At 59.8% G+C, this 22,533-nt stretch carries 20 protein-coding genes; 9 read left to right on the top strand and 11 right to left on the bottom strand.

Annotation, left to right across the window (positions count from 1 at the left end; translation table 11 throughout):
* Positions 1 to 25 precede the first annotated feature (25 nt).
* Together AACU78_RS23430 and AACU78_RS23435 are read left to right on the top strand one after the other, a co-directional pair.
* Complete coding sequence (locus AACU78_RS23430) at positions 26 to 235, top strand: hypothetical protein (RefSeq protein ID WP_106578053.1); 210 nt, start codon at positions 26 to 28, stop codon at positions 233 to 235.
* Between the two features lie 36 nt (positions 236 to 271).
* Complete coding sequence (locus AACU78_RS23435) at positions 272 to 499, top strand: hypothetical protein (protein ID WP_106578054.1); 228 nt, start codon at positions 272 to 274, stop codon at positions 497 to 499.
* Here the strand turns inward: AACU78_RS23435 and AACU78_RS23440 are convergent.
* From AACU78_RS23440 to AACU78_RS23455, 4 genes are all read right to left on the bottom strand, one after another.
* On the bottom strand, positions 480 to 860 hold the full coding sequence (locus tag AACU78_RS23440) for a hypothetical protein (protein WP_106578158.1): 381 nt from the start codon (positions 858 to 860) through the stop codon (positions 480 to 482). The two genes, AACU78_RS23435 and AACU78_RS23440, sit on opposite strands and share 20 nt — an antisense overlap.
* 79 nt (positions 861 to 939) lie before the next feature.
* The gene (locus AACU78_RS23445; protein ID WP_106578055.1) at positions 940 to 1,149 is read right to left on the bottom strand and encodes a hypothetical protein; all 210 of its coding nucleotides are present in this window, start codon (positions 1,147 to 1,149) and stop codon (positions 940 to 942) included.
* Between the two features lie 121 nt (positions 1,150 to 1,270).
* Positions 1,271 to 1,447 (bottom strand): DUF3606 domain-containing protein, encoded by a 177-nt coding sequence (locus tag AACU78_RS23450; protein WP_106578159.1) that lies wholly within the window; start codon positions 1,445 to 1,447, stop codon positions 1,271 to 1,273.
* 445 nt (positions 1,448 to 1,892) lie between these two features.
* A complete protein-coding gene (locus AACU78_RS23455; protein WP_106578160.1) occupies positions 1,893 to 3,131 on the bottom strand; it encodes an MFS transporter in 1,239 nt (412 codons plus the stop codon).
* Between the two features lie 155 nt (positions 3,132 to 3,286).
* Here AACU78_RS23455 and AACU78_RS23460 point away from each other — a divergent pair, with 155 nt between their 5' ends.
* On the top strand, positions 3,287 to 4,099 hold the full coding sequence (locus tag AACU78_RS23460) for a class I SAM-dependent methyltransferase (protein WP_106578056.1): 813 nt from the start codon (positions 3,287 to 3,289) through the stop codon (positions 4,097 to 4,099).
* 137 nt (positions 4,100 to 4,236) lie between these two features.
* Here the strand turns inward: AACU78_RS23460 and AACU78_RS23465 are convergent, their stop codons facing one another.
* A complete protein-coding gene (locus AACU78_RS23465; RefSeq protein ID WP_106578057.1) occupies positions 4,237 to 4,623 on the bottom strand; it encodes a TIGR03067 domain-containing protein in 387 nt (128 codons plus the stop codon).
* Between the two features lie 370 nt (positions 4,624 to 4,993).
* On the opposite strand from AACU78_RS23465, the gene AACU78_RS23470 reads away from it, so the two are divergent.
* Complete coding sequence (locus AACU78_RS23470) at positions 4,994 to 6,337, top strand: LPS O-antigen chain length determinant protein WzzB (protein WP_106578058.1); 1,344 nt, start codon at positions 4,994 to 4,996, stop codon at positions 6,335 to 6,337.
* 255 nt (positions 6,338 to 6,592) lie between these two features.
* On the top strand, positions 6,593 to 7,492 hold the full coding sequence (gene lpxO / locus AACU78_RS23475) for a lipid A hydroxylase LpxO (protein WP_106578059.1): 900 nt from the start codon (positions 6,593 to 6,595) through the stop codon (positions 7,490 to 7,492).
* 17 nt (positions 7,493 to 7,509) lie between these two features.
* On the opposite strand, the gene ligD is transcribed toward lpxO, so the two are convergent.
* Positions 7,510 to 10,020, bottom strand: a complete 2,511-nt coding sequence (gene ligD / locus AACU78_RS23480) for a DNA ligase D (protein WP_106578060.1) — start codon at positions 10,018 to 10,020, stop codon at positions 7,510 to 7,512.
* A 24-nt stretch (positions 10,021 to 10,044) separates the two neighbouring features.
* On the bottom strand, positions 10,045 to 10,896 hold the full coding sequence (gene ku, locus AACU78_RS23485) for a non-homologous end joining protein Ku (RefSeq protein ID WP_106578061.1): 852 nt from the start codon (positions 10,894 to 10,896) through the stop codon (positions 10,045 to 10,047).
* Between the two features lie 184 nt (positions 10,897 to 11,080).
* On the opposite strand from ku, the gene AACU78_RS23490 reads away from it, so the two are divergent.
* Together AACU78_RS23490 and AACU78_RS23495 are read left to right on the top strand one after the other, a co-directional pair.
* Positions 11,081 to 11,395: a hypothetical protein gene (locus AACU78_RS23490; RefSeq protein WP_106578062.1), complete on the top strand. Its 315-nt coding sequence runs from the start codon at positions 11,081 to 11,083 to the stop codon at positions 11,393 to 11,395.
* Positions 11,396 to 11,407: 12 nt separating this feature from the next.
* Positions 11,408 to 12,565: a PQQ-dependent sugar dehydrogenase gene (locus tag AACU78_RS23495; protein WP_106578063.1), complete on the top strand. Its 1,158-nt coding sequence runs from the start codon at positions 11,408 to 11,410 to the stop codon at positions 12,563 to 12,565.
* A 47-nt stretch (positions 12,566 to 12,612) separates the two neighbouring features.
* Here the strand turns inward: AACU78_RS23495 and AACU78_RS23500 are convergent, their stop codons facing one another.
* Together AACU78_RS23500 and AACU78_RS23505 are read right to left on the bottom strand one after the other, a co-directional pair.
* On the bottom strand, positions 12,613 to 13,107 hold the full coding sequence (locus AACU78_RS23500; RefSeq protein WP_106578064.1) for a nuclear transport factor 2 family protein: 495 nt from the start codon (positions 13,105 to 13,107) through the stop codon (positions 12,613 to 12,615).
* A 52-nt stretch (positions 13,108 to 13,159) separates the two neighbouring features.
* Positions 13,160 to 13,723: a TetR/AcrR family transcriptional regulator gene (locus AACU78_RS23505; RefSeq protein ID WP_106578065.1), complete on the bottom strand. Its 564-nt coding sequence runs from the start codon at positions 13,721 to 13,723 to the stop codon at positions 13,160 to 13,162.
* 125 nt (positions 13,724 to 13,848) lie between these two features.
* Between AACU78_RS23505 and pssA the strand changes: the two genes are divergently transcribed.
* Positions 13,849 to 15,192 carry a CDP-diacylglycerol--serine O-phosphatidyltransferase gene (gene pssA, locus AACU78_RS23510; RefSeq protein ID WP_106578066.1) on the top strand — a complete coding sequence of 448 codons (1,344 nt, stop codon included), beginning with the start codon at positions 13,849 to 13,851 and terminating at the stop codon, positions 15,190 to 15,192.
* A 180-nt stretch (positions 15,193 to 15,372) separates the two neighbouring features.
* Positions 15,373 to 20,292 (top strand): hypothetical protein, encoded by a 4,920-nt coding sequence (locus AACU78_RS23515; protein ID WP_146151438.1) that lies wholly within the window; start codon positions 15,373 to 15,375, stop codon positions 20,290 to 20,292.
* A gap of 75 nt (positions 20,293 to 20,367) precedes the next feature.
* Here AACU78_RS23515 and efeO read toward each other — a convergent pair whose 3' ends face one another.
* Positions 20,368 to 21,186: an iron uptake system protein EfeO gene (efeO, locus tag AACU78_RS23520; protein ID WP_106578068.1), complete on the bottom strand. Its 819-nt coding sequence runs from the start codon at positions 21,184 to 21,186 to the stop codon at positions 20,368 to 20,370.
* A 26-nt stretch (positions 21,187 to 21,212) separates the two neighbouring features.
* Positions 21,213 to 22,520 (bottom strand): iron uptake transporter deferrochelatase/peroxidase subunit, encoded by a 1,308-nt coding sequence (gene efeB, locus AACU78_RS23525; RefSeq protein WP_106578161.1) that lies wholly within the window; start codon positions 22,518 to 22,520, stop codon positions 21,213 to 21,215.
* Between the last annotated feature and the right edge of the window lie 13 nt (positions 22,521 to 22,533).

Raw genomic sequence — 22,533 nt, forward strand, 5'->3', positions numbered from 1 at the left:
TAGACACTGACCTCGAGTATTCGTCATGACGATCAACATTGAACAAGTTAACGCGATGGAGGCGTGGTTCGCCTTGCGCACTGATCCTGAATTCATCTCAGCCACTCCAGAGGATCGCTACGAAACGCGGCTCTCACTGGCTGATGATCTGCAACAGAAAGGCCTTATCGACAGCGGCGAGTGGCGTGAGCTGGTAGAGCAAGCGCAGGCCGCGTATGTAGACGAGCTGGGCTGACGCGCCTGCTGCCAGATATTTCTCAGAGGATTTGATATGGATGGTGTAATTCTGAGCGCCAGGATCGAACGAGGCGCGGATAAGCTGTTGGCACAGATTGCAAGGGCGGGCTCAATGATTGTGGCGGCCAAAGCAGGCGCTCGGGCCGACGGGTTCGTATTGGGTTTGGAGTCGGCGCGCGCGGTGGCAGACGAAACTATTGAACAGCTTTACGTCATCTTCGACAACGCAACTGAGGAGCGCCTCAAAGTGCTTTCAAAGTAGCGTCCCGAACCGGGCGCTCTTGAGGCGCCCTCAGTTCCGCCAGCAAACGCTGATTCTCCCTCAGCAAATAGTCGCGCTGTTCGGTGACCAGCTTGATGCCGAGGATAGAGGGCTCTGAGCATCGTTCTTTGAGATCATCAATTTCGATGCGGGCAACGTTGAGGTATGCCAGTGCTTCAGCTAAACGCGTGGCAAGTCCATCGCTCATCTGAACCAGCCCAGCAATATTCCGACGAGCGCCACTTAACCGCTTTAAGGTTTCGTTCAGCTCGTCCTCGAGCAGGGCGCACTGATGCTTGTACATTTCCAGGGGCGTAGGGCAGCCGAGCCACGTTGAGGTGTCTTCGTCGATAGAGTGCATGGTGAGTAAATCCGAATGCTGTATGTTCATACAGTAATCGAGATCTAAGCACGACGCGATTTCAGGCGACGAGAGGCGTTCAATCCGGAGCCAGGAGGACTGCTAAGGTTATTTTTATGAAGTCTTGGTTGTGATCGAGGGTGTCTAGGGCGCCGCGGACATTCTCAGCCACTTCGGTGGAGCCGCGCTGTTCCACCCAGTTCGATAGCTCCGAGATAGAAGCCTCAAGAGCGAGTTGGTTTTCATAGAGTTTCGAGAGCAGGGAAGGGATCAAATCTGAATTTGGCATTAGTGTTTCTCCGTGAGGCGAACGTCGTAAAGGGGGGGGGGCATCGGTGCGCTGCTGAATGTTGGCTCAAGACGTTGCAAAGAAATTGAACACACCCCGCAAGCGCTGGGCGCGCCTGATTCTACTTGCCGAGCTTTTTACGAACGTCCGCAATCATCGGGCCTACAGCTTTCACTGCATCTTTGAGCTGTTGCTCCGTTACGCCTAACTCCTTCGTCCAGTGCTTTAGCTCCCAAGCTTCTGATGTGTTCACCTGAGCACGATCTTGAGACCCACGGTTCTTCAGATCATCAGACATATTCCACTCCCTGAGGTTGGCCTGGAGGGCCCAGGCGACTCCCGATAGAGCATGGGAAAGTATGGGTAGTTCGATTGACATTACAAGAGGAGGAGTTTTCGTTCGGCAGGACGCCGGAGGAAGGATTATGCATTTTCGGCATGGGCTGAAATTACACCCGCTGGGACCAATCGTGGAACCAGCGGGTGTGATTCGGTGCGTTATCGCTGATTACTCATGACGATTTCGCCCAGTAAACACTGATCAGCAGTAATCACTGGGCTGCATTTTATACTGCATGGTGATGTTAGCTGTGGAGATCAATTACTTTACCTATCAATGGGTTGCGAGCGTGGCGGCAGGAGCCTTCAGGCATGCGTCAACAGCGACATCAAGGCGCGAAACCCGGTCGCTGAGCAGAAAATTTTGGATGTGTGTTGGAATTTGGCGCGCATTGTCGCATATGTCAGGCGACAGTTGTAATGCGCGCGAGCGATGGTTTCGCCAATGTCTCCGGCATCGCCAGCCATAACAATGCCAGCGCTGCCGCCGCAACCCCCGCCAGCGTCAGGAAGGCCGCGTTGTAACCGGCCTGTTGCACCACGAAACCGGCCAGGCTGCTGCTCAGCGCCGCGCCCAGGCCAAACACGGTGGACAGCGCGCCAAGGCTGACGTTGAAACGACCCGTGCCCTGGGTCAGGTCCTTGACGATCACCGGGAACAGCGCGCCGAAAATCCCTGCGCCGATGCCGTCGAGCATCTGCACCGCCACCAGCCAGTACGGGTCGCTGGACAGGGTATACAGCACGCCACGCAGCGGCAAAATCAGAAAACCGGCCAGCAACAACGGTTTACGCCCCCACACGTCAGCTTTTATGCCCACCAGCCAGGCCATCGGCACCATGACCAGCTGCGCGGCGACGATGCAGGCCGAGGTCAGCGGCGTGGCCATTTGCAGGTTGATCTGCGACAGCTTCTGGCTGACCAGCGGCAGCATCGCGGCATTCGCCAGGTGAAACAGCGCGCAGCAGATGGCAAACAGCAGCAGCGGGCGATTGCTTAGCAGCACCTTCACGCCGGAGGGTTGTTCATGATCGCTGCGGTGCGCGGGATCAAAGCCCCGGGCGACTTCGTGGTCAATCGCCGACGCCGAGACACAGCTGACCGCCACAACACTGGCCACGGCCATAAAGGCCATCAAGTAAAACACCACCACCGGGCCGAACCGATACGCCAGACCGCCCGCCAGCAGGGCCGCCACGGCATTGCCGGCGTGGTTGAAGGTTTCATTGCGACCGGTGCGGCGGGTAAAGGCACGCGGCCCGGTAATGCCCAAGGAAATCGCCGAAATCGCCGGCGCGAACACGGAGGCGGCTACGGCACTGGCCGCCTGAGTCAATGCCACCCAGCTGAACGCGCTGACGAACGGCAGCAGCAGGCAACTGACCGTGACAAGGAGGGCGGCCACTGCGATCACCGCACGCTTGCTGCGCGTACGGTCGATCAGTGCACCCGCCGGACCCTGGGTGATCAAGGCCGCAATGCCGGCCAGGGTCATGACCACGCCGATGCTGGCGGGCTCCCATTTGTGCACCGCCAGCAAGTAAATCGCCAGGTAAGGCCCGAGCCCGTCACGGACATCGGCCAGAAAGAAATTCAGGCTATCCAGGGACAGGGTATTACGCAGGTCGGAGTGATTGGCCACGGCGCTGTCTTCGCTAAGAGTGTTCAGGGGCTGGAGACTCATTGGGCTAGTGACCTACGGGCTCTAACAGAAGTTTCGCCGCCTCAGAGGGTTTCATCTGACAGGCAATTGGCTTAATTTCCGAAGCCCGTTGTAGTAACGATCTGGAGAAGCACATGGAGATGCCCTCAGCCCAACAGGCGATTGCTCATAACAAGGACGCCTGGGACGCCTCCGCCAGGCTGCACAAAGACACCGCCACTTGGAAGACGCTGGTGGAATCGGTCGCCCAGGCGGATTTTTCGTGCCTGGATCCAACAATCACTGCGTTGCTGCAAGACGTCGGCGTTGCCGGCAAGGACGTGGTGCAGCTGGGCTGCAACAACGGGCGTGAAAGCCTGTCGCTGCTCGGCCTGGGTGCCCGCCGTGTGTTGGGCGTCGATCAATCCCGGGCGTTTCTTCAACAAGCGCGGGAATTGGCCGAAGTGTCGCCGCATAACCCCGAGTTCATTGAAGCCGATATCCATCACCTGCCCGAACCTCTGCTGGGGCGCTTCGACGTCGCCCTGGTGACCATTGGCGTACTCAACTGGATGCCCGATGTGGCGCTGTTCATGCGCCATGTGGCAAGTGCCCTCAAACCCGGCGGCACGCTGGTGGTCTACGAAACTCATCCCTTCCTGGAGGTATTTGACCCGAGGGCTGCCAACCCTTTGCTGCCGGCGAGTTCATATTTTCAGCGCGATCCGTTCGTGCTGCAGCAGTCGATTGTCTACGAAGGGCAGGGCGAGGTTGCCGGTCCGACGTCCTATTGGTACGTGCATACCCTGGGAAGCGTGGTGAGTGGCGCAATTGCCGCGCAACTGCAGATCGAGCACCTGCAGGAATACCCGCATTGCAACCGCGAAGAACTTTACGAGCAGTACGCGCATCAGCCGGCCCAATTGCCGCTGTGTTTCACCTTGACCGCCACCAAGCGTTGCGCCTGAGCGGTTTTCCCACACGCAAAAAAAGGCCCGCGAGGAGAGGCGGGCCAAGTGATTCACTGGAGTAGGTAGGCCTCACCCTATAGGCCGGAAAGTGAAGGCCGTGTGAAAACCATGTCGCAAGTTCGGATGGGGGCGGATCAACCTTTGCGCACAAAAGTGCGCATGGTTTGCCCGGGTCCCGTGCTGAATACCGTTGGCCTTGGCATGCCCGCATCGGCGGCGATAAACACAAAATCATTACCCTCCAGGCGATAGCTGGCGGGCAGTGGCTTGCCGGCATCTTCGCCGATGGCATCCACCCAGGTGATGCTTTTGGGCGCCGTGCTGCTGTCCAGCGTAAACCGGCCTGCGAGCAGTACTTCACCCTGGGTCGTTTTCACCTCGAACGTGTCCCCGGCAATGGTCGTGATTGCCCCCGGCGCGCTATGCGCGTCGGCAGGGTTGAGCACGCCACTGTCTTCGAGGGCGGTCTGCTCCCAAGCGCCTTGAAGAAATTGATAGTCCGGATCTGAGAAAGAGTGCATGCACATTCCTTGTTGCAGGGGCTGGATTGAGGGTGAGCACCTGAGTGCCGAAAGTTGAACAGGGCAAATTGTAACCCCGTGCTGACCAAAATGTACCGAAAAGGGCTTTATGCGTTAGCGGGCAGAGATTCACTGAACTATTGACTACGCTTATGACATTCTCGGACAAACATTCGCGATGGCCCTGCGTCGTCATCGACATGAAATAGAAACAATCTCTAATTGCGTCGGATTTTTCGCATTAGCGTGTGGTCTGAGTGCCGTTGGTCACTGTGCCAGGGCGTTGTCCCTCGTCTCTCCGTCATTAGAGCCTGTGCTCGAGTTCGAATGGGGTGGTGGCTTTTTAATGTCATTTTAAGGTGTTCTCATTTTGAATCGAACTTCTCCGCTCAATTCACCTGCAACGCCAGATGAAATTGATCTGTTTGAATTGTTCCAAGCCATCTGGCGGCAAAAAAAACTGATAGTGGGTTGTACGATTCTGGCGGGGATACTGGGGACGGGTTACGCACTGCTTGCTCCCAAGACATATGAGGTCAGCAGTGTGCTGCGCCCGGCGGCCATCAATGAGCTGGATGCGTTGAATCGCTCCGAGGTTTATAAGTTGCCGCCCGCCGATGCGCTGGAAAAAGTCGGCGCCCAGCTGGATTCCTATGGGGCTCGCCTGGGGTTTTTCAAAAGCCACAAAGAACTGTTCAAGGCCTTTCAGAAGCCAGGGCGAAGCCTTGAGCAGAGCTTTGAAGACTTCAACCGCAACTCGATTAACCTGATTCTGCCAGACCCGAAGAAGTCCGATTCGTTGAGCAGTTATGTGCGTCTTGAGATGCAATACCCAGCGGACGTAGACGGCGTGGCGATCCTCAACGGGTTTGTCGACTATGCCGTCGCGGCAGAGCGTGAGCAGGTTGGCGCCGACCTCAAGGTCATCGTCAATAACCGTTTGACCGAGCTCAGAGGCAAGATTGACGCGGCCCGCGCCAACTACGATACCGAGAAGGAATCGAAGATCGCCACGCTGCTTGAAGCTGACCGGGTCAAGCGCGCCCGCTTGCAGGATGAACTCAGCGGGCTGCGCCTGCAGATGAAAATGGAGCGCACCGACCGCTTGGCAGAGCTGGCCGAAGCGATCTCGATTGCCAAATCCATGGGCATCAAAAAGCCTACGACGCCGTCGTCCATGGCCGACACCACACGGGCCGGTTCCAACCAAGTGGTACGCACCGAGATCAGCAACCAAAAGATTCCTTTGTATTTCCTCGGCACCGAGGCGCTGGAAGCCGAGCGAACCGCATTGCAACAGCGCACCAGCGATGACTTCACCAATAGCCGCATCGCCGAAATTGGCAAAGAGCTGCAATTGCTTGAAACCAACCGTGAGGTTGAAGTCCTGCAAAAGCGTGGGAATGAGGACATCTTCCTGCAAGACGTTGAGCCGCTGCGGGCCGAAATCGCGCGCTTGAAAGGCCTCAATATCGACATGAGCAACCTGAAGCTGGTGTCCATCGACCGTCGCGCTCAGGAGCCGCTGACCTCGATCAAGCCGAAAAAGCTGCTGATTGTCGCGGTGAGCCTGGTCGTCGGCTTGTTCCTGGGCGTATTGGCTGCATTGATCCGTCACTTCGTGCTGACGCATCGCAAGGCTGAACTGTACGCGACCCAAGAGGCCGCTCGCCGCCCACGCCGTGAGCCTACGGACGATCAGCCGCTGCCGTGAGCGCGACTGTCAATGGGCCAGCGTCAATGCTGGCCCACGATGGCTCCGAGCCGGTCTGTGGACAGCTTTTCACAATTCTTAGTTAACCTTTGGTTACAAACTGTGGCTAAATAACGGCCAATGGCCTTGGTCCGGATTGTAACCAACCCGTCCAGTCGCCTATGTGTAACCGTGATTTCAGGTGCTGCTTATATATCCTCGGCCGTTGTGGGCACGCAGGAGCAGCCTGTTCTCTTCTGACGTGTGACGAATCCCTTGAAACTCATCATTGTTGCTCTCTACGTTGCCTCCATTGCGTATGTTCACCTGCGTGGCCGGGTGCGACACAAGCTGGGCCGCCAGCTTAGCGATCACTCGACGTTCCTTGCGCCGATCAACTGCTTCCTTTACCTGTTTTCCAAGCAGCCAAGCCGTCCCTTTTTGTCGCCCGGCGATTTTCCCGACCTGAGCCCGTTGCAAGAGCATTGGCAAGAAATCCGCCAGGAAGGCCAGAACCTGATGCGCATGGGCGAGATCAAGCGTTCCGAGCAGTACAACGATGTGGGTTTCAACTCGTTCTTCAAGTCGGGCTGGAAGCGTTTCTACCTCAAGTGGTACGGCGACAGCCACCCGTCGGCGATGAAGCTGTGCCCGCGCACCACCGAGCTGGTGCAGAGCATTGGCTCGATCAAGGCGGCAATGTTCGCCGAGCTGCCACCAGGCTCCAAGCTGGTGCGCCACCGCGACCCGTACGCCGGCTCCTACCGCTATCACTTGGGCCTGGACACGCCCAACGATCCTGGCTGCTACATCAATGTGGACGGCGAGAGCTATTACTGGCGCGACGGCGAGCCGGTGATGTTTGATGAGACCTACATTCATTACGCGGAAAACACCACCCAGCAGAACCGCATCATCTTGTTCTGCGACATTGAGCGGCCAATGAAATACCGCTGGGCAGCGGCGTTCAACCGCTGGTTCAGCCGTAACGTGATGGCGGCCGCCGGTTCACCCAATGATGAGGGCGACAAGACCGGCGGCCTGAACCGCGCGTTCACCCGCCTGTACAAGATCCGCCTGCGCGGCAAAGAGCTGAAAAAGCGCAATCGCGCGCGCTACTACCTGGAAAAGTGGGCGATCTTCGCGGGCCTGGCGCTGATCTTTATCCTTATCTGAACCCACCCAGGCGCGCATCACGCGGGTGGTTTCGCGCCCAGTTTGTCCCACATCTTCTTGGTGATCTTCTGCCGATTGGCGTAGCCGGCCCACGGGTCGGCTTTGAGTTTATCCAAACGTTCATGCAGGTTTGCCACCGTCCACTGCTGGGCGCCGCGCAAACCGTTCAACTCCTCTCGACTCACCGGTACCGATACCGGCAGGCCGGGCCGTGCGCGCACCGAATAGGCGGCCACCGTACTGGCGCCGCGCGCATTGCGCAGGTAGTCGATAAAGATCTTGCCGATGCGGTTTTTCGGCCCTGACGTCGCGGTAAACCGTTCTGGCAACTGCGCGGACATGAACTGCGCGATGGCCTTGGCGAAGGCTTTGACGCTGTCCCAGCCATCCCGGCGCGCCAGCGGCACCACCAGGTGCAAGCCTTTACCGCCGCTGGTTTTGACAAACGCTTGCAGCCCAATCTCATCCAGAACCGACAACGTGAGTTGCGCCGCCTCCAGCATGGCTTTCCACGGCAGCGCCGGGTCCGGGTCAAGGTCGAGCACAAACAGGTCAGGGGTTTCGATTTTGTCGACAGTCGCGCCCCAGGTGTGCAACTCGACGGTGCCCATCTGCACGGCGCCGATCAGGGCGTCGGTGGTGTCGATCTCCAGCAGGCGCGCATGACCGGGGTCCAGTGCCGGGTCCAACTGTTTGATGTTTGGAATGGCCAGGCGCTCGGAATGCTTCTGGAAGAACTGCTCGCCCTCAATCCCTTCGGGCGCGCGCAGCAGCGACACCGGTCGGTGCTGCAGAAACGGCAGGATCCATGCGCTGATGCCTTGATAGAAGTCGGCCAATTGCTGTTTTTGCGTACCACTCTGCTGGTCGATCACCCGGTCAGGGTGCGTGATGTTCACGCCGCTGCCGACCTTTTTTGCCTTCGGGGCCGCCTTGCTGACGGATGTGGCCTTGCGCGGCAACTCGTGAATGATCTGCGCCACCGGCTTGTCGGTGCGCAACGCAACAAATGATGCCTGGCGCACCACGCCTTCGCGGGTCCACTCGGCGAAATTCACCTCGCCAACCAACTGAGGTTCCACCCAATGCACGCCGCGCGCCTGGGCGCTGGTCAGCGCTTTGTGCAGCGGCGAGGTCTTGCGTTCCAGGGGCGTGAGCTGCGCATAGATGGCTTTCAACGATGCCTGATCAAACCCGGTACCGACGCGCCCGGCATAGACCAGCCCGGAATCGTCATTGACAGCCAGCAACAGCGCGCCAAAGCCGCTGCGCGAACCCTGAGGCCGCGTGTAGCCAATGATCACGAACTCCTGGCGCAAGCGACATTTGAGTTTGATCCAGTCGGCATTGCGGCTCGACACGTATGGGCTGCCGACGCGCTTGCCGATCACGCCCTCCAGCGCCAGGTCGCAGGCGCTCTCGAAAATGTCACGCTGGTTGGCGGCGAAGGCTTCGGAGAACCGCAGCAGTTTGCTGCGGCTCGCGGACAGCGCGGATTTGAGCGCAGCGCGGCGCTCTTGCACCGGTGCGCTGCGCTGATCCTGGCCGTCGAGAAATGGCGCGTCGAACAGGTAATACACGATGTCCAGGCTGCGGCCGATGTCGAAGGCATTCTGCAGCGCCTGGAAGTCCGGCAGCCCCTCGCCATTGAGGCTGACCACTTCGCCGTCGAGCCAGCTGTCCTTGAGTTTGAGGGTTTGCAGGGCTTTGACCTGACGCGGCAGGCGGTCGGTCCAGTCATTGCCGTTACGGGTGAACAGACGCACGTCACCGTCGCGAATGCGCGCCAGCATGCGGTAGCCGTCGAACTTGATTTCGTATTGCCAGTCACCTTCGGGCGCGCGATCGACCAGGGTCGCCAGCTGCGGGGCCAATTGCTCGGGCAGGGCATCGGCGCGTTTGGCGACGGGTGCTTTTTTGGCGGCCGCGGCCTTTTGGCGTTTGGCCGGCACTTTGGGTTTGCCGACCGAGGCGTCGCTGAGCACGCTTTTGGGCTCGGCCTCGACGATGTCGTAGTCATCGGAAGGGCGCGCCTGCTGGTCCTTTTCCTTGATCAGCAGCCACTGTTCCTTGTCGCCGCTGCCTTTGAGACGGGTGCGCACCAAGGCCCAGTCGCCGGAGAGTTTTTCACCGACCAAGGTGAACTTGAGTTTGCCGGCCGCGTAGGCCTTGTGCGGGTCTTCATGGGGCTGCCAGACACCGCGATCCCACACGATCACATCGCCCGCGCCATATTGCCCCGCCGGGATGCTGCCCTCGAAATTGCCATAGCTGAGCGGGTGATCTTCAACGTGGACCGCCAGGCGTTTCTGGGTGGGGTCCAGGCTGGGGCCCTTGGGCACCGCCCAGCTTTTGAGCACGCCGTCGAGCTCCAGGCGAAAGTCATAATGCAGGTTTCGCGCGTCGTGTTTTTGAATCACGAACGACAGCGCCGTGGCTTTGCGTTTGCCCGCGGGCGCACTGCCGGCGGGCTCGGCGGTAATCCCGAAATCACGTTTGCGGTTGTATTCGCTCAGGGGCTTTGCCATGTCGTTCTCCAGCAAATGGCGGGCTCAAGAGGCCTTTTTGGCGGATTTTTTCGCGGCAGGCTTTTTCGTCGCGCGCTTGGCGGCGGGCTTGCCGGCCAGGCTGCGCTTGAGCAATTCGGTGAGGTCAATGACATCCGCCGATTTGCGCTCTTCGCTGCCTTCCTGGCTTTCCACATCTTCGATCTTGCCGGCCTTGGCCTTCTTGGCCACCAACGCCATGATTTTGTCCTGGAAGCTGTCGCGGTATTCGTCGGGCTGCCAGTCGGCGCTCATGTCCTCCACCAAGCGTTTGGCCATGTCCAGCTCACCTTTGGCCAGGCTCGGCTTTGTGACGTCGCTGCCCAGTTCCAGTTCGTCCAGGCTGCGCACTTCGGCAGGCCAGCGCAGCATCACCAGCACCAGCGCCGACTCCAGCGGCATTAACGCCGCCAGGTGCTGCTTGGTGTGCAGCACCACATTGGCCAGGGCCACCTTGCCGGTTTTTTTCAGGGTTTCGCGCAGCAGTGCGTAGACCTTGCCGCCGCGTTTATCCGGGGCCAGGAAGTAGGGCGTGTCGATGTTTTGCAGCGGGATCTGGTCGCTGGCGACAAAGGCGATGATTTCGATGGTCTGGGTCGACTTGGGGTGCGCCGAGCGGATTTCGTCCTCGCTGAGCACCACGTAGCGGCCTTTCTCGAACGCTACGCCCTTGACGATGTTCTCTTTGGTGACTTCCTTGCCGGTGGTCTTGTTGATGCGCTTGTAGCCGACCGGGTCCATGCTGCGTTTGTCCAGCCAGTCAAAATCAACGCCTTGGGAAGACGTGGCTGAGACCAGTGATACCGGTATGTGGACCAAGCCGAAGCTGATCGCGCCTTTCCAGATTGCCCTTGGCATGCCTGCAATTCCTTGAGAAGAGACTGTGTTCTGGTGACTCACAGGCGCCGGGAAAAGTTTCGGCGAGCAGATGCGCGGACAGATTGTGTTACACCTCATGAGAAACAATTTAGTGTCGAAAGCCGAACCCAAGGCGTAGCGTGTTATCGAAAGCACGTACCACTCGCCCAAGAGAGGCTTTGTCATGAACAGCTGTGTGCGTCACCTTGCAGTACTGGCGTTGGGCCTGGCGCTCACGCCATTGGCCCAGGCGCAAAACCTGCCTGGCAGCTACGACTCCAACAACAGCCCTATTCATCGGGCCAACCCCAACAGCATGCAGGGCACCCAGCCCAATGCGCCGGCAACACGGGGAATTCAGACCGGGCCGACCAGCCCCGCACCCACCGTGGAAAACGGCGGCATTGGCAATCGCTATCCCAAGCGTGAGGCCGCCCCGAGCCGTCCCACAACCGAAACCAAAGCTCCCACCTATGATGCCAACGGCAATCGCCGGTAAGGACTCCGTCTTATGTTGCTACGCAAAACCCTTCTAGCCGCTATTTGCGCAACCACTCTGCTGCCACTGGCGGCGGTTTACGCCGCCGATGCCCAGCAATTCCCGAGCGAACAAGGCAGCATCACCGCGACCCCAATCGTCAAAGGCCTCGACCATCCCTGGGCAGTGGCGTTTCTGCCGGACAAGCAAGGCTTTCTGGTGACCGAACGCCCAGGTCATCTGCGTTTTGTCAGCCCAGACGGCAAGCTTTCTGCACCGTTGACCGGCGTGCCCCAAGTGTGGGCCAAAGGGCAGGGCGGTTTGCTGGATGTGGTGCTGTCGCCGGACTTCAAGCAGGACCGCATGGTCTACCTGTCGTACGCCGAAGGCGGCGGCGAGGGTGGCAAGGCCGGCACTGCCGTCGGACGCGGGCGCTTGGCGGATGACCTGAGCGGCCTGAAGGATTTCAAAGTGATCCTGCGCCAGGAGCCCAAGCTGTCCACCGGCAATCACTTTGGCTCGCGGTTGGCCTTCGACCGCGATGGCTACCTGTTCGTGACCCTGGGTGAAAACAATGATCGCCCGACCGCCCAGGACCTGGACAAGTTGCAAGGCAAGGTGGTGCGGATCTTCCCGGACGGACGCGTGCCAGAGGACAACCCGTTCGTTGGCCAACAGGGTGTACGCCCCGAGATCTGGTCCTACGGCCAGCGCAACCCGCAAGGCCTGGCGTTGAACCCCTGGAGTGGCACCATCTGGGAAAACGAACACGGCCCACGCGGTGGTGATGAAATCAACATCATCGAGCGCGGCAAGAATTACGGTTGGCCGTTGGCGACCCACGGCATCAATTATTCGCTGACACCGATTCCCGAGGCCAAGGGCAAGACAGTGGAAGGCACCGTGGCGCCTCATCACGTCTGGGAGAAATCACCGGCGATCAGTGGCATGGCATTTTATGACGCCGACCGCTTCAAGGCGTGGCAGCACAACCTGTTCATTGGCGCACTGGCCAGCCAGGAGTTGATCCGCTTGCAGTTCGACGGCGACAAGGTGATCCATGAAGAGCGTTTGCTCGCAGGTTTGAAAGCGCGCATCCGCGATGTGCGGCAGGGGCCGGATGGGTTTCTGTATGTGCTGACTGATGAGGATAATGGTGTGCTGTATCGGGTCGGTCTGAATCAGGACTAAATGCTGGAGCGGGCGTGCCCGCTCCCACATTTCGCGTCGCAACCGGCTTAAAGCCCGAGGTCGGACAGCCCCGGATGATCATCCGGGCGTCGACCCAGCGGCCAGTGAAACTTGCGGTCGCTCGCCTTGATCGGCAGGTCATTTATGCAGGCAAAGCGGTTGGCCATCAGACCGTTTTCGTCGAATTCCCAGTTTTCATTGCCGTAGGAGCGGAACCAGTTACCGGAATCGTCGTGCCATTCGTAGGCATAGCGCACGGCGATACGGTTACCGGTGAAGGCCCACAATTCCTTGATCAGCCGATAGTCCAGCTCTTTAGCCCACTTGCGGGTCAGAAAACCCTTGGCCTCTTCGCGGTTGTGCGCAAATTCAGCGCGATTGCGCCATTGCGTGTCCAGTGTGTAGGCCAGCGATACGCGGTGCGGGTCGCGGGAATTCCAACCGTCTTCGGCCAGGCGAACCTTTTCGATGGCCGACTCGCGGGTGAACGGTGGCAGCGGCGGGCGAACGTCTGCGTCGGATGACGGTGCCTTGGATGACATGGGCAGCTCCTGAAAACAATTAGGTGTATCGAAAGTTGCTCAGTTGATGCGTTCAAAGTTGCAATAACGTTCGCGCCATGCAGCGCGCATTATCAGCAGCTGTTGAATCACCCATCACCAGGGCAACGGTAATGGCGCCGTCGATCAAGATCAGCAGTTGCGCGGCCTGCTGTTCAGGGTCCGGGGTGCCATGTGCTTTGCACAGTTGCAGTGCGTAATCGAACAGTTTGCGTTTATGCGCCTTGGCCAGCAGGCGCACCGGGTCGTGCGGGTCGCCGGTTTCACCGCTGGTGTTGATGAAGGCGCACCCGCGAAAGTCTGCCGAGCCAAACCATGTCTTGAGGGCGTCGAACAGCGCCAGCAGGCGTTCTCCACTGCCTTCACTGCGTTCGACTTCGCTGCGCAGCCATTGCATCCAGCGCTCATCGCGGCGGTGCAGGGCGGCAATCACCAACTCATCTTTATTGGCGAAGTACCGGTAAATACTTTTGCGCGAGACGCCCGCGGTTTTCACCAGCAAGTCCATGCCGGTGGCGGCGATGCCATGGCGATAGATCAACTTTTCGGTGACATCGAGGATAATATCGCGAGTATCGTTGCTGATTAATTCATTCATGCTTCGCACAGTAGAACGATCGTTCTCCATGGTCAATTAACTTTTTTCCATCGCGGGCGACGAGACCTGAGCTGCCCCATGGTGTAAGCTCGGGGCCTCTTCGGATTCGACCCATTGCGAGCCTTATGCCGTCGTTCTTCAAACGCTCCCTGTTGCCAAAACTGCGTGGTTTCCCACTGTCTCCCGAGTCGATCGACGTGCTGTCCGGCGCCGATGCGTTTCGCCGTTGCCTGCTGGAGAAAATCCCCCAGGCCACGCGGCGCATCTACATCGTTGCGCTCTACTTGCAGCAGGATGAAGCCGGCCAGGAGATCTACGATGCCTTGCACGCCGCCAAGGCTGCACGGCCAGCGCTGGACATCGTCGTGGTGGTTGACTCGCTGCGCGCCCAGCGCGGCCTGATTGGCGCAGGCAAGCAACCCGGCAACAGTGCCTGGTACCAGGCCATGACCCAACGCCACGCCAGCGAAGTGCCGGTGTACGGCGTGCCGGTGCAGACCCGTGAACTGTTCGGCGTGTTGCACCTCAAGGGCTTTGTGATCGACGACAGCGTGCTGTACAGCGGCGCCAGCTTGAATAACGTGTACCTGCACAAGTTCGACAAGTACCGTTTTGACCGCTACCACCTGATCCACAGCCAGGCGCTGGCCGACTCGATGCAGCATTTGCTGGAGCACGGCTTGATTGCCTCCAAGGCCGTGCATCGCCTGGACCTGCCGAACCCGCCTACCACCCGCAGCCTGCGCAACGATATCGGCGATTTGCGCAGCCGCCTCAAGCATGCGGCGTATGACACCACTGCGGGGCTGTTGCCCAACGGCCACCTGTTGGTAAGCCCACTGCTCGGCGTCGGCAAGAACAACCCTCTGAACCGCGTGATCCTTGAGTTGATCGCCAGTGCCCAGCATCAGCTGACGGTCTGCACGCCGTATTTCAACCTGCCACTGCCGGTGACCCGTGAAATCAATCGCGCCCTGGCGCGTGGGGTCAAGATCGACATCATTGTTGGCGACAAAACCGCCAACGACTTTTACATCCCGCCCAGCGAGCCGTTCAAGGTGATCGCGGCGTTGCCTTATTTGTATGAAATCAGCCTGCGCCGTTTCGCCAAGCGCCATCAGCCGATGATCGACAGCGGCCAGTTGAACCTGCACCTGTGGCGCGACGGCGACAACACCTATCACCTCAAGGGCATGTGGGTTGACCAGCGCTACACCTTGCTCACCGGCAACAATCTGAACCCACGAGCGTTCCGACTCGACCTGGAAAACGCTTTGCTCATCGATGACCCGCGCGGCCAATGGCTGGAGCCGCGGCGTACCGAACTGGCGCAGATTTTCCAGCACACCACGCGCATCGAAGGGTATCAGCAGCTGCAGACCCTGGTGGACTATCCGCCGGCTGTCGGCAAGTTCCTGCGACGGGTCAGCCGGGTGCGCATCGAGCGGCTGCTGTACCGCATCTTGTAAGCCCTCGTGGCACAGAGCAGCAGCCGGGCCTGATTCAAGTCCGGCTGCTCGCCCGCCAGGCTAGGTTCAGCGACAGATTGAGAACTCTCCTACACCTGGCCTTCGGGTTCTCTCGTAGTCTTTTTGTCGACGGTTCTTAAGGACTAGAACTCTTGCGGTCAAACGTGAAGAGAGCTTGAAATGTCGACCATTTCCTTGATTCGTACGCCCACGCCTTCATCTGTCCCATCAGGCCTACACGGTGAAACTGAACCGCGTGCTTCCCCGGGCGCGCCCACCCCTCAGGACAGTTCCCGCAACGCTGAACATGCGTCACTGGCAGGCGCGCCACGCCGGTTGGACGGGCAACTGACACAAGCCAGGTTTGAACAGGCCGCACTGCGCTACAAGCGCGAAAACTCATCGGCAAGTACTGGCCACTCGGCCGAAGCTGAGCATGCAGGCAGAAGCTTTCCGCAGGACGTCGACGCACGCAGGGCGGATGAAAAACTGCAACAAACCCTCATTCACTGGTTGATGACTGGCGACATCAAAGACCAGCCCTTTGCGCGTAACGCCTCGATCCGGCCATTTATTGACGCGCTCAGCAATGCCGCATGGGCGCCACAGGTGCAGGCCTGGTTCAAGGCCAATGGCGTGGACGTTGCCACGGTGCGTGTTTTCAGTGACGGCGTGGAAGGCACCGTGTCGGTCAACGGTGTAAAGGTCAGGCGCAGGTTTACCGCTGCAGACGGGTCAGGCTGGGGCGAGGTCGGGGCGAAAGTGACCGAGGCGGCCGACAAGTTGTCGCCTGATCCTTTCGGGGTATTGCTGCCCGGCAGGAAAAAAGCGCCGTTCCGTGATTTGGACGCGGTTTTTCATTTCTACGGCGTAGCCCCCCCCCATTCCGACAAAGAAAGACAGCCGTTGGGCGAGCTGCTCAAGAGCGCTGGCTGGCCCGCGATAACCGACGAAAAACGCCTGTTCTGGCGCCAGCAGTTCGGTGAACTTCAGCAAAAAAGCGCTGACATTGACGCACGGGTGAACCTGGCGTCTCAACTGCAGAACCTGATCAGGGACGCGAAGGAGGAGGGCACACTCAACCTGGGCGACCAGCCTGCAATGGTTCAGCCTGAGTCGACATTGGCGCAAAACAGCCGGCTGCCTCGCGAACGCTTTATCGCATGGCTGGCGTCGCCAGCGTTCAAGACATTTATCGAGAAGATCGGCTTCGGCGGCGGCGACAACATCTACCGGGTTTTCGAGGGCGACCTGGAAATACGCCAGCGTGATACTCAATGGTTTTCGTTGGGCCGTATGCTGCAGGATGAGATCAGCAAGGTCGGCGCAGGCGGCAGCCCGGCCGAAAAAGCCGCTATCCGTGCCCTCGAGGGCGACTTCAAGCAACTCGTCGAGATGACCGGGCCGATCGGCAACACCCTGTACTCGCAGCCTGTTTATGATGCGCGTCAGTACCTGGCGTTTTCCGGGCTGGGGTCACCCAGTACGCTTGCGCACATTTACTCGGCCATCACCGGCCTGAGCAACAACCTGCCACCATCGCCTCCCCACTGGACTCTGCCTTCCTCACGCCCCGAAAACCCGGACCGTGTGTCTGTTGACGCCGCGTTTGGTAACGACCTGCTCAGTTCGATGCACACGGGTTATTCCATTGTCGAGGTCCCGCAGGGGACGTCCATGGCGGCGGCGTTGGACGTTTATCGGCACGTCCTGGCCCAGCCGGAGCTGCAGTCCTGGTTCAAAAGCAAGGGGTTGGAAACCCAGGGGCTCAGGCTGCACAAGGACAGTATCAGCGGTTTCATCAACCGCGACGGCGTGCGCACAGCGGTTACATTCAGCACCGCGGACGATTCCGGATGGTGGCAAGTCAGCGCGAAGCTGCGCTTGATCAGGGAGGTGCTGGACCCGGCCGACAAGGGTATTTATTACCTGGCGGAGGGTGAGTCGTGGGTGCCCACTTCCGTTGTCCTGCAGGCCTACGGTTTGCCCGAGCCGGTCTGGACTGGGGACCGGGAGCGGTTGATGACGCAGCTGCAGACCACCGGGCTGGTGATGCCCGCCGACCAGTATCGGCTCATCAGCACGCGCGTGGAGGGCGTGCGACAAGCGATCGGTGACCTGGATGAACGTGCCTACCTGGCCGACTATCTGGAAAACCAGGTCAAGAACGCGCCTGACGATACGCCGTGGGACTGGTCAGAAGAGCCGGTGCTACCGTCGGCGAGCTCACCGATGGTGATGGGCGATCATGCGGCGCGGGCGAGCCTGCAGAGGTTCACCGAGTTGCCTGCCGTGCGCACGCCTCTGCAACGCCAGGGCCTGTTTTGGCCAGGGCAGCCGTTCCGGGTTTCCGAAGGCAAATTCGAACACCGGCTCCCGCAAGGGAAGTGGATAGACCTGAGCAGCCGCCTCACTGGCGAGCGCGGCATCGACCTTGAACTGCGCCACTTGGTCAACATGAGCCAGTCGCGTGGAAACGCCCTGTACTCGGTGCCTTATTACGACATCCGCCAGATGCTGGACCACAAGGGATTGGGCTCACCCCGGACCGCTGGCGAGACGCGCAACATGGTGCGGTGGCTGCGCAGCGCCTTGCCGCCCGCGCCGGCGCTCGGTGATTACTCCGGGCTTATGCAGGCCCCGTGGTCCCCCGGCCAATTGACCCCGAGCGACAAAGCCATCCTCAAGGTCCAGGCTGGCGAGCGTCTGAGTGGCTCGGCCGTGAGCCGTTTCAATTACCTTGGTCAGACCACTCTTGAGGCGCTGCAACAGCATCCGGCTGAACACCTGGAAAAATTTCTCGGCAGCCCCGATGCGCTGAACTTTGGTGACGACCTGGCTTATGTTCTGAAGTGGCGGGAATCGCCAACGCCCCAGACGGTGCGCCAACAGTTGGCCGTGGCCGCGCTCACCTTGCACGCAGAGCCGGATGGCCCTGCAGCGCCGGGCTACATTGGCGGCTATAGCCTTTACCAACCGGGCAATATGGGCCGCACGTTGACTGCGGTACGTCGGGACCTGGAGAAACACCTGCAGCTTGAGCGGGGGCTTGAGCCAAAACTTGCGGTGTTGGCGGCCCAGATCCGTCTGGCTCAGGTGGCGCCCGAGTTTCTCGTCCAGGAGGTGCCCAAGGAAATACGGATCGGCACGCCTGCCTGGATGGAACTGCGCCTGGGGTGCGAGATGGCGGAGCTCAAGGCGCCAGGGACCAGCCGCATGATGAACGAGGCACACATCAGCGATCTGGCTGCGCTGGCCCCTACCAGCGAAGCACAGGCCACCTTGATGCAATTGGGCGCCATGAAGATTTTGCTGGATTGGGCGGTGCTCAATGGTGTGATTCCCGCAGCCGCTGGAGGAGAACACCCGCGGTCGGCGATCAACAAAGCCAGCCAGGCGTTCTTCAAACAGCGCCAGGAGGTCAACGATGCAATGAACGCCGTGGCAGAAGTACCGGCGCGCAAGGCGATTGCACTCCGGGAGTTGCTCAAGGTGTTTGCGCCAAGCACGCCCAGCCAGCTGGAGGGCATGAAGGTATTGATTGCCGATGTCAGCGCCCGACGCAACCTGCCCATTTCCGAACCGCGTACACGCTCGCTTGTAGAAACGTACATGACCGGCGACCTGATACCTGGCAAGTGGGTACTCAGAAGCGACATGCCGCAAAGGTTGGTCCGGCCCCGATCCAGCCCCTATCAACTCAACCTGGACGTCGAGGCGCCCGCCGACAAACGCGCCGAACTTGATGAACGAATTCGCAGGCTGCCCGATTTGAAGGCCCTGCTGAAAACCGCAGTCGATGCGCACACCGCGACGCTCAAAAAAGCTTACGCAACCCAGCTCAAACTCATGTTTGCCAAGCTCCCGCTGCCCGATCGTCAGCTTCTGAATAACCCCGAAAGCGTGGTCAGGTTGTTCACCGTGCGAGGGGAGACGGGGCTGCCTCCGGTCAAGCAGACCGAGGCGGATAAAGAGGCGGTCCGGGGGCGGCAAGGGACATTGATGAGGGTCGAACTGGGCAAGGCGGTGTGTTACTTCGAAGTGTTTGCCAATGGCAAGATCACCAAGCGCACCGACCTCCCCAATAACCTGAGGCTGGGCGATGTGCTTGCCGGCAAACCCAATCCCTTGGGGTTGAGCGGCATCTACACGACCGCCTTCACCGCAGGTTTCGAGCTGAATGTGGACTTTGACGCCTACTTGAAAGGCACCGTGCCCCGGCCGAATGTCTCATCCAGAGTCATCGTTGAAAGCATCGGCAATCCGATTGTCGGCGACACGCCCGCGGCCGGTGGTGCAGTGGGAAGTGTCATCACGGACACCTTTGCATCGGCGAAGACGCAACGCATCGTGACGCTGATTGCCGAGCGTAATTTATATGAAAGCGACGACGCGCTGCTGCAACGGGCCGAGGGCACACTGCCGCTGGAAAAAAAGCGGGAAGTCCTGGGTCGTGACAAGGCCATCTTGAAGGGGCTTGTGCCGTTCGTGGGGGCTTATCAGGAGTTTGCGGACGGGAATATTGGCAAGGGCTTGTTTGCCTTGACGTTGGACGTGGGCGGGCTGGTTATCGGCGCGGGAGGCCAGGCCCGCTCATTGCTGCGCACGGCCAAGACGCTCACGCCCAACCCGGTAGGCGGCCTGGTTCGCCGGCTGGGCAGCACTGTGGCGCCGGCCAGGCCCAAAATTGCCTGGACAAAGCCAGTGGCGAGCTTTGGCGACAGGGCCTTCAATTTCGTCAAGGAATCGGCGTTGTTCTCCAGTGCGGTGATGAATCCGGCGGACGGGTATGCGCAATTGGTAAATGCCGCTATCAAGGGCCTGTTCAAACTGTCGCATCTGGCCCCCAGTGCTTCGATGCTGGGCAAGGCCGCGCCACACTTGCTCACCGTTGAGGAGAAGTTGAGGGCTTACTGGTTGGCGGGAGGGTGGGATCCTGCACCCGCGCCTGCGCCGACGGGCGTGGCTGGAACCAGCCAGGGCGTCGCCGTGGTCGCGTCCAGGGTCAATGGCTTCTGGTATGCGATCAATCCAAAAACGGGGCGGGCGGATGCCACGCCGTTGCCAGACTTCAAATCGACAACCCCATTGGCCGTCTAAGCGGTTAAACCCGACGCTACGCTGAATAGGCCCCAGGCCCTGCACTGGCTCAAGTGCAGGGCCTGGGGTTTTTTATCAGTTCAGGCCGAGCTTGCCGCGCAGGGTCGACAGGTCTTCAGCCAAGGTGTTGACCGGGCCTACCAGGGCCTTGCGGTCGTTTTCCTTCACTTTGTCGTAGGTTTCAAAGCCGCCATCCTTGGTTTTGTACTTGGCCAGGATTTTGTCTACGGCAGCGAAATTCTTGTCGACTTTGGTCAGGAAGACCTTGTCTTGCTTCTCGAGCTGACCACGGAACAGGTCGACGATTTTCTTCGCGCCGTCGATGTTGCCCTGGAAGTCATACAGGTCGGTGTGGCTGTAACGGTCTTCCTCACCGGAAATCTTGGTGGCAGCCACTTCTTCCAGCAGGGCAGCAGCACCGCCGACCACTTTCTCAGGTGGGAAGGTCAGGCCGTCAACCCGGGTTTTCAGGTCGTTGACGTCAGTGTTGAGTTTGGCGGTCAGCGCTTCGAGGCCTTTGGTGGTCTTCTCGGAGAACAGCACGTACTCGATGCGGTGGAAGCCGGTGAAGTCTTCGGCGGTTACGCCTTTTTCGTGGTCGTCAACGCGCGAGTCAATCGAGGCGTCGAGGTCGCTGAACAGCTCGGCGATCGGCTCGATGGACTCATAGTGAACACGGGTCGGGGCATAGAGCTTCTGGGCGGTGGCCAGGTCGCCCTTGTTGATGGCGTCGGTGAACGCCTTGGTCTGGGTGACCAGCTCACCGATTTCTTCGGTGACGTAGATCTTGTAGTCCGACACCGGGCCTACCAGGTCCAGAGGCGCGGTAGCGGCGAATGCTGCCAGCGGCGAGAGGGTCATTAACAACGACAACGCGATAGTCGACTTCTTCATGGGACGTTTTTCCGCTCTGGTTTGTTTTAGGTGTTGGCAGTGGTTTGAGGGTGCGTTGCAGCGAGCAGCGTGCGCCCGATGAAATCCGCAGGCCCGGTGACCCCCGGCAAGGTGAAGAAATACCCGCCGCCGACTGGCTTGAGGTACTCCTCCAGAGGCTCGCCGTTGAGCCGGGTTTGCACGCTGATAAAGCCTTTCTCCAGGTCAGCCTGGTAGCAGATAAACAACAGCCCCATGTCCAGCTGACCGTTTTTGTTGACGCCGTTGGAGTAGTTGAACGGCCGACGCAGGATCAGGTTGGCCTGAGTCTGCGGGGTGCGCGGGTTGGCCAGGCGGATGTGAGCATCGAGCTTGGTCAGCTTGCCTTCCGGGTCCTTGCTGTAGTCGGGAACCTGGGTTTCCTTGTCGCCATCCATGGGCGCGCCGGTGGGTTTGATGCGCCCGATAATGCTTTCCTGCTCTTGCAGCGGGGTACGGTCCCAGCGCTCGACGAAATTGCGGATGATGCGCACGGCCTGGTAGCTGCCGTTGGCGGCCCAGGCGGGTTCGTCGCTGCCAGGCTGCACCCAGACAATCTGGTCCATGGCCTTGTCGTCGTTGGAGTTCGGGTTGGCCGAACCGTCACGAAAACCGAGAAAATTACGCGCGCTCTGCGCAGGCTCGCCGGGTTTGGCTGGCGCCTGCGGCGGCACGCTGCCTTCCTGTTTCCAGCGCACCAGCAACAGGTCCGGCAGGTTTTTGACGATGTCGCGCAGGGCGTGGATATTGGTGTCCGGGGTGTTTGAGCTGAACTGCAGGCTCAGGTCGCCGTGGCACTGCGCCGGCTCCAATGCGTCGTTGGGGAAGCCGACCATGCGGCTCAGGCGCTTGGGTTTGACGGCGGTGAGGCCGAAGCGCTCATCGAACAGCGACTCGCCGACGGACACGGTGATGGTCAGGTTATCCGGCGTGACCACCGGGCCCAGAATGCCGGAATCGGTAGGCGGCAGTTTCGGGTCGACCTGCGGCACGGTGCCGCCGGTCATCAGGAAGCTGATGCGCTCGTTCAAGGTGCGAAACAGACGCTCCAGGTCTTCGCGATCAGTGGCCAATACGTCGAATGCCACCAGCATGCCGCAGGCCGGGCGTGGGGTGACGATGCCGCTCTGGTGCTTGCCGAAAAAATCGTGGTGGTCCTGCGTCTTGTCACTGCGCGGTGCCGTGGTGACTTGCTCGGCCGCCGCAGCCGCCATGGCCGGGCAGCTCAAGCTGCTGCCGGCAATCGCGGCGCCGGTGGCCGCCATGCCCAACAGGACACGGCGACGTTGCGCGGAAAACTGTTCTGAATCGCTCATGTAGTAGGTCGTC

This window comes from Pseudomonas sp. R9.37, from assembly GCF_963878885.1.
Taxonomy (GTDB): Bacteria; Pseudomonadota; Gammaproteobacteria; order Pseudomonadales; family Pseudomonadaceae; genus Aquipseudomonas.

Bases quoted from the DNA above. Each gene is read 5' to 3' on its own strand.
- AACU78_RS23430 (WP_106578053.1), top strand. From the start codon at position 26: ATGACGATCAACATTGAACAAGTTAACGCGATGGAGGCGTGGTTCGCC.
- AACU78_RS23435 (WP_106578054.1), top strand. From the start codon at position 272: ATGGATGGTGTAATTCTGAGCGCCAGGATCGAACGAGGCGCGGATAAG.
- AACU78_RS23440 (WP_106578158.1), bottom strand. From the start codon at position 860: ATGCACTCTATCGACGAAGACACCTCAACGTGGCTCGGCTGCCCTACG.
- AACU78_RS23445 (WP_106578055.1), bottom strand. From the start codon at position 1,149: ATGCCAAATTCAGATTTGATCCCTTCCCTGCTCTCGAAACTCTATGAA.
- AACU78_RS23450 (WP_106578159.1), bottom strand. From the start codon at position 1,447: ATGTCTGATGATCTGAAGAACCGTGGGTCTCAAGATCGTGCTCAGGTG.
- AACU78_RS23460 (WP_106578056.1), top strand. From the start codon at position 3,287: ATGGAGATGCCCTCAGCCCAACAGGCGATTGCTCATAACAAGGACGCC.
- AACU78_RS23465 (WP_106578057.1), bottom strand. From the start codon at position 4,623: ATGCACTCTTTCTCAGATCCGGACTATCAATTTCTTCAAGGCGCTTGG.
- ligD (WP_106578060.1), bottom strand. From the start codon at position 10,020: ATGGCAAAGCCCCTGAGCGAATACAACCGCAAACGTGATTTCGGGATT.
- ku (WP_106578061.1), bottom strand. From the start codon at position 10,896: ATGCCAAGGGCAATCTGGAAAGGCGCGATCAGCTTCGGCTTGGTCCAC.
- AACU78_RS23490 (WP_106578062.1), top strand. From the start codon at position 11,081: ATGAACAGCTGTGTGCGTCACCTTGCAGTACTGGCGTTGGGCCTGGCG.
- AACU78_RS23495 (WP_106578063.1), top strand. From the start codon at position 11,408: ATGTTGCTACGCAAAACCCTTCTAGCCGCTATTTGCGCAACCACTCTG.
- AACU78_RS23500 (WP_106578064.1), bottom strand. From the start codon at position 13,107: ATGTCATCCAAGGCACCGTCATCCGACGCAGACGTTCGCCCGCCGCTG.
- AACU78_RS23505 (WP_106578065.1), bottom strand. From the start codon at position 13,723: ATGAATGAATTAATCAGCAACGATACTCGCGATATTATCCTCGATGTC.
- pssA (WP_106578066.1), top strand. From the start codon at position 13,849: ATGCCGTCGTTCTTCAAACGCTCCCTGTTGCCAAAACTGCGTGGTTTC.
- AACU78_RS23515 (WP_146151438.1), top strand. From the start codon at position 15,373: ATGTCGACCATTTCCTTGATTCGTACGCCCACGCCTTCATCTGTCCCA.
- efeO (WP_106578068.1), bottom strand. From the start codon at position 21,186: ATGAAGAAGTCGACTATCGCGTTGTCGTTGTTAATGACCCTCTCGCCG.
- efeB (WP_106578161.1), bottom strand. From the start codon at position 22,520: ATGAGCGATTCAGAACAGTTTTCCGCGCAACGTCGCCGTGTCCTGTTG.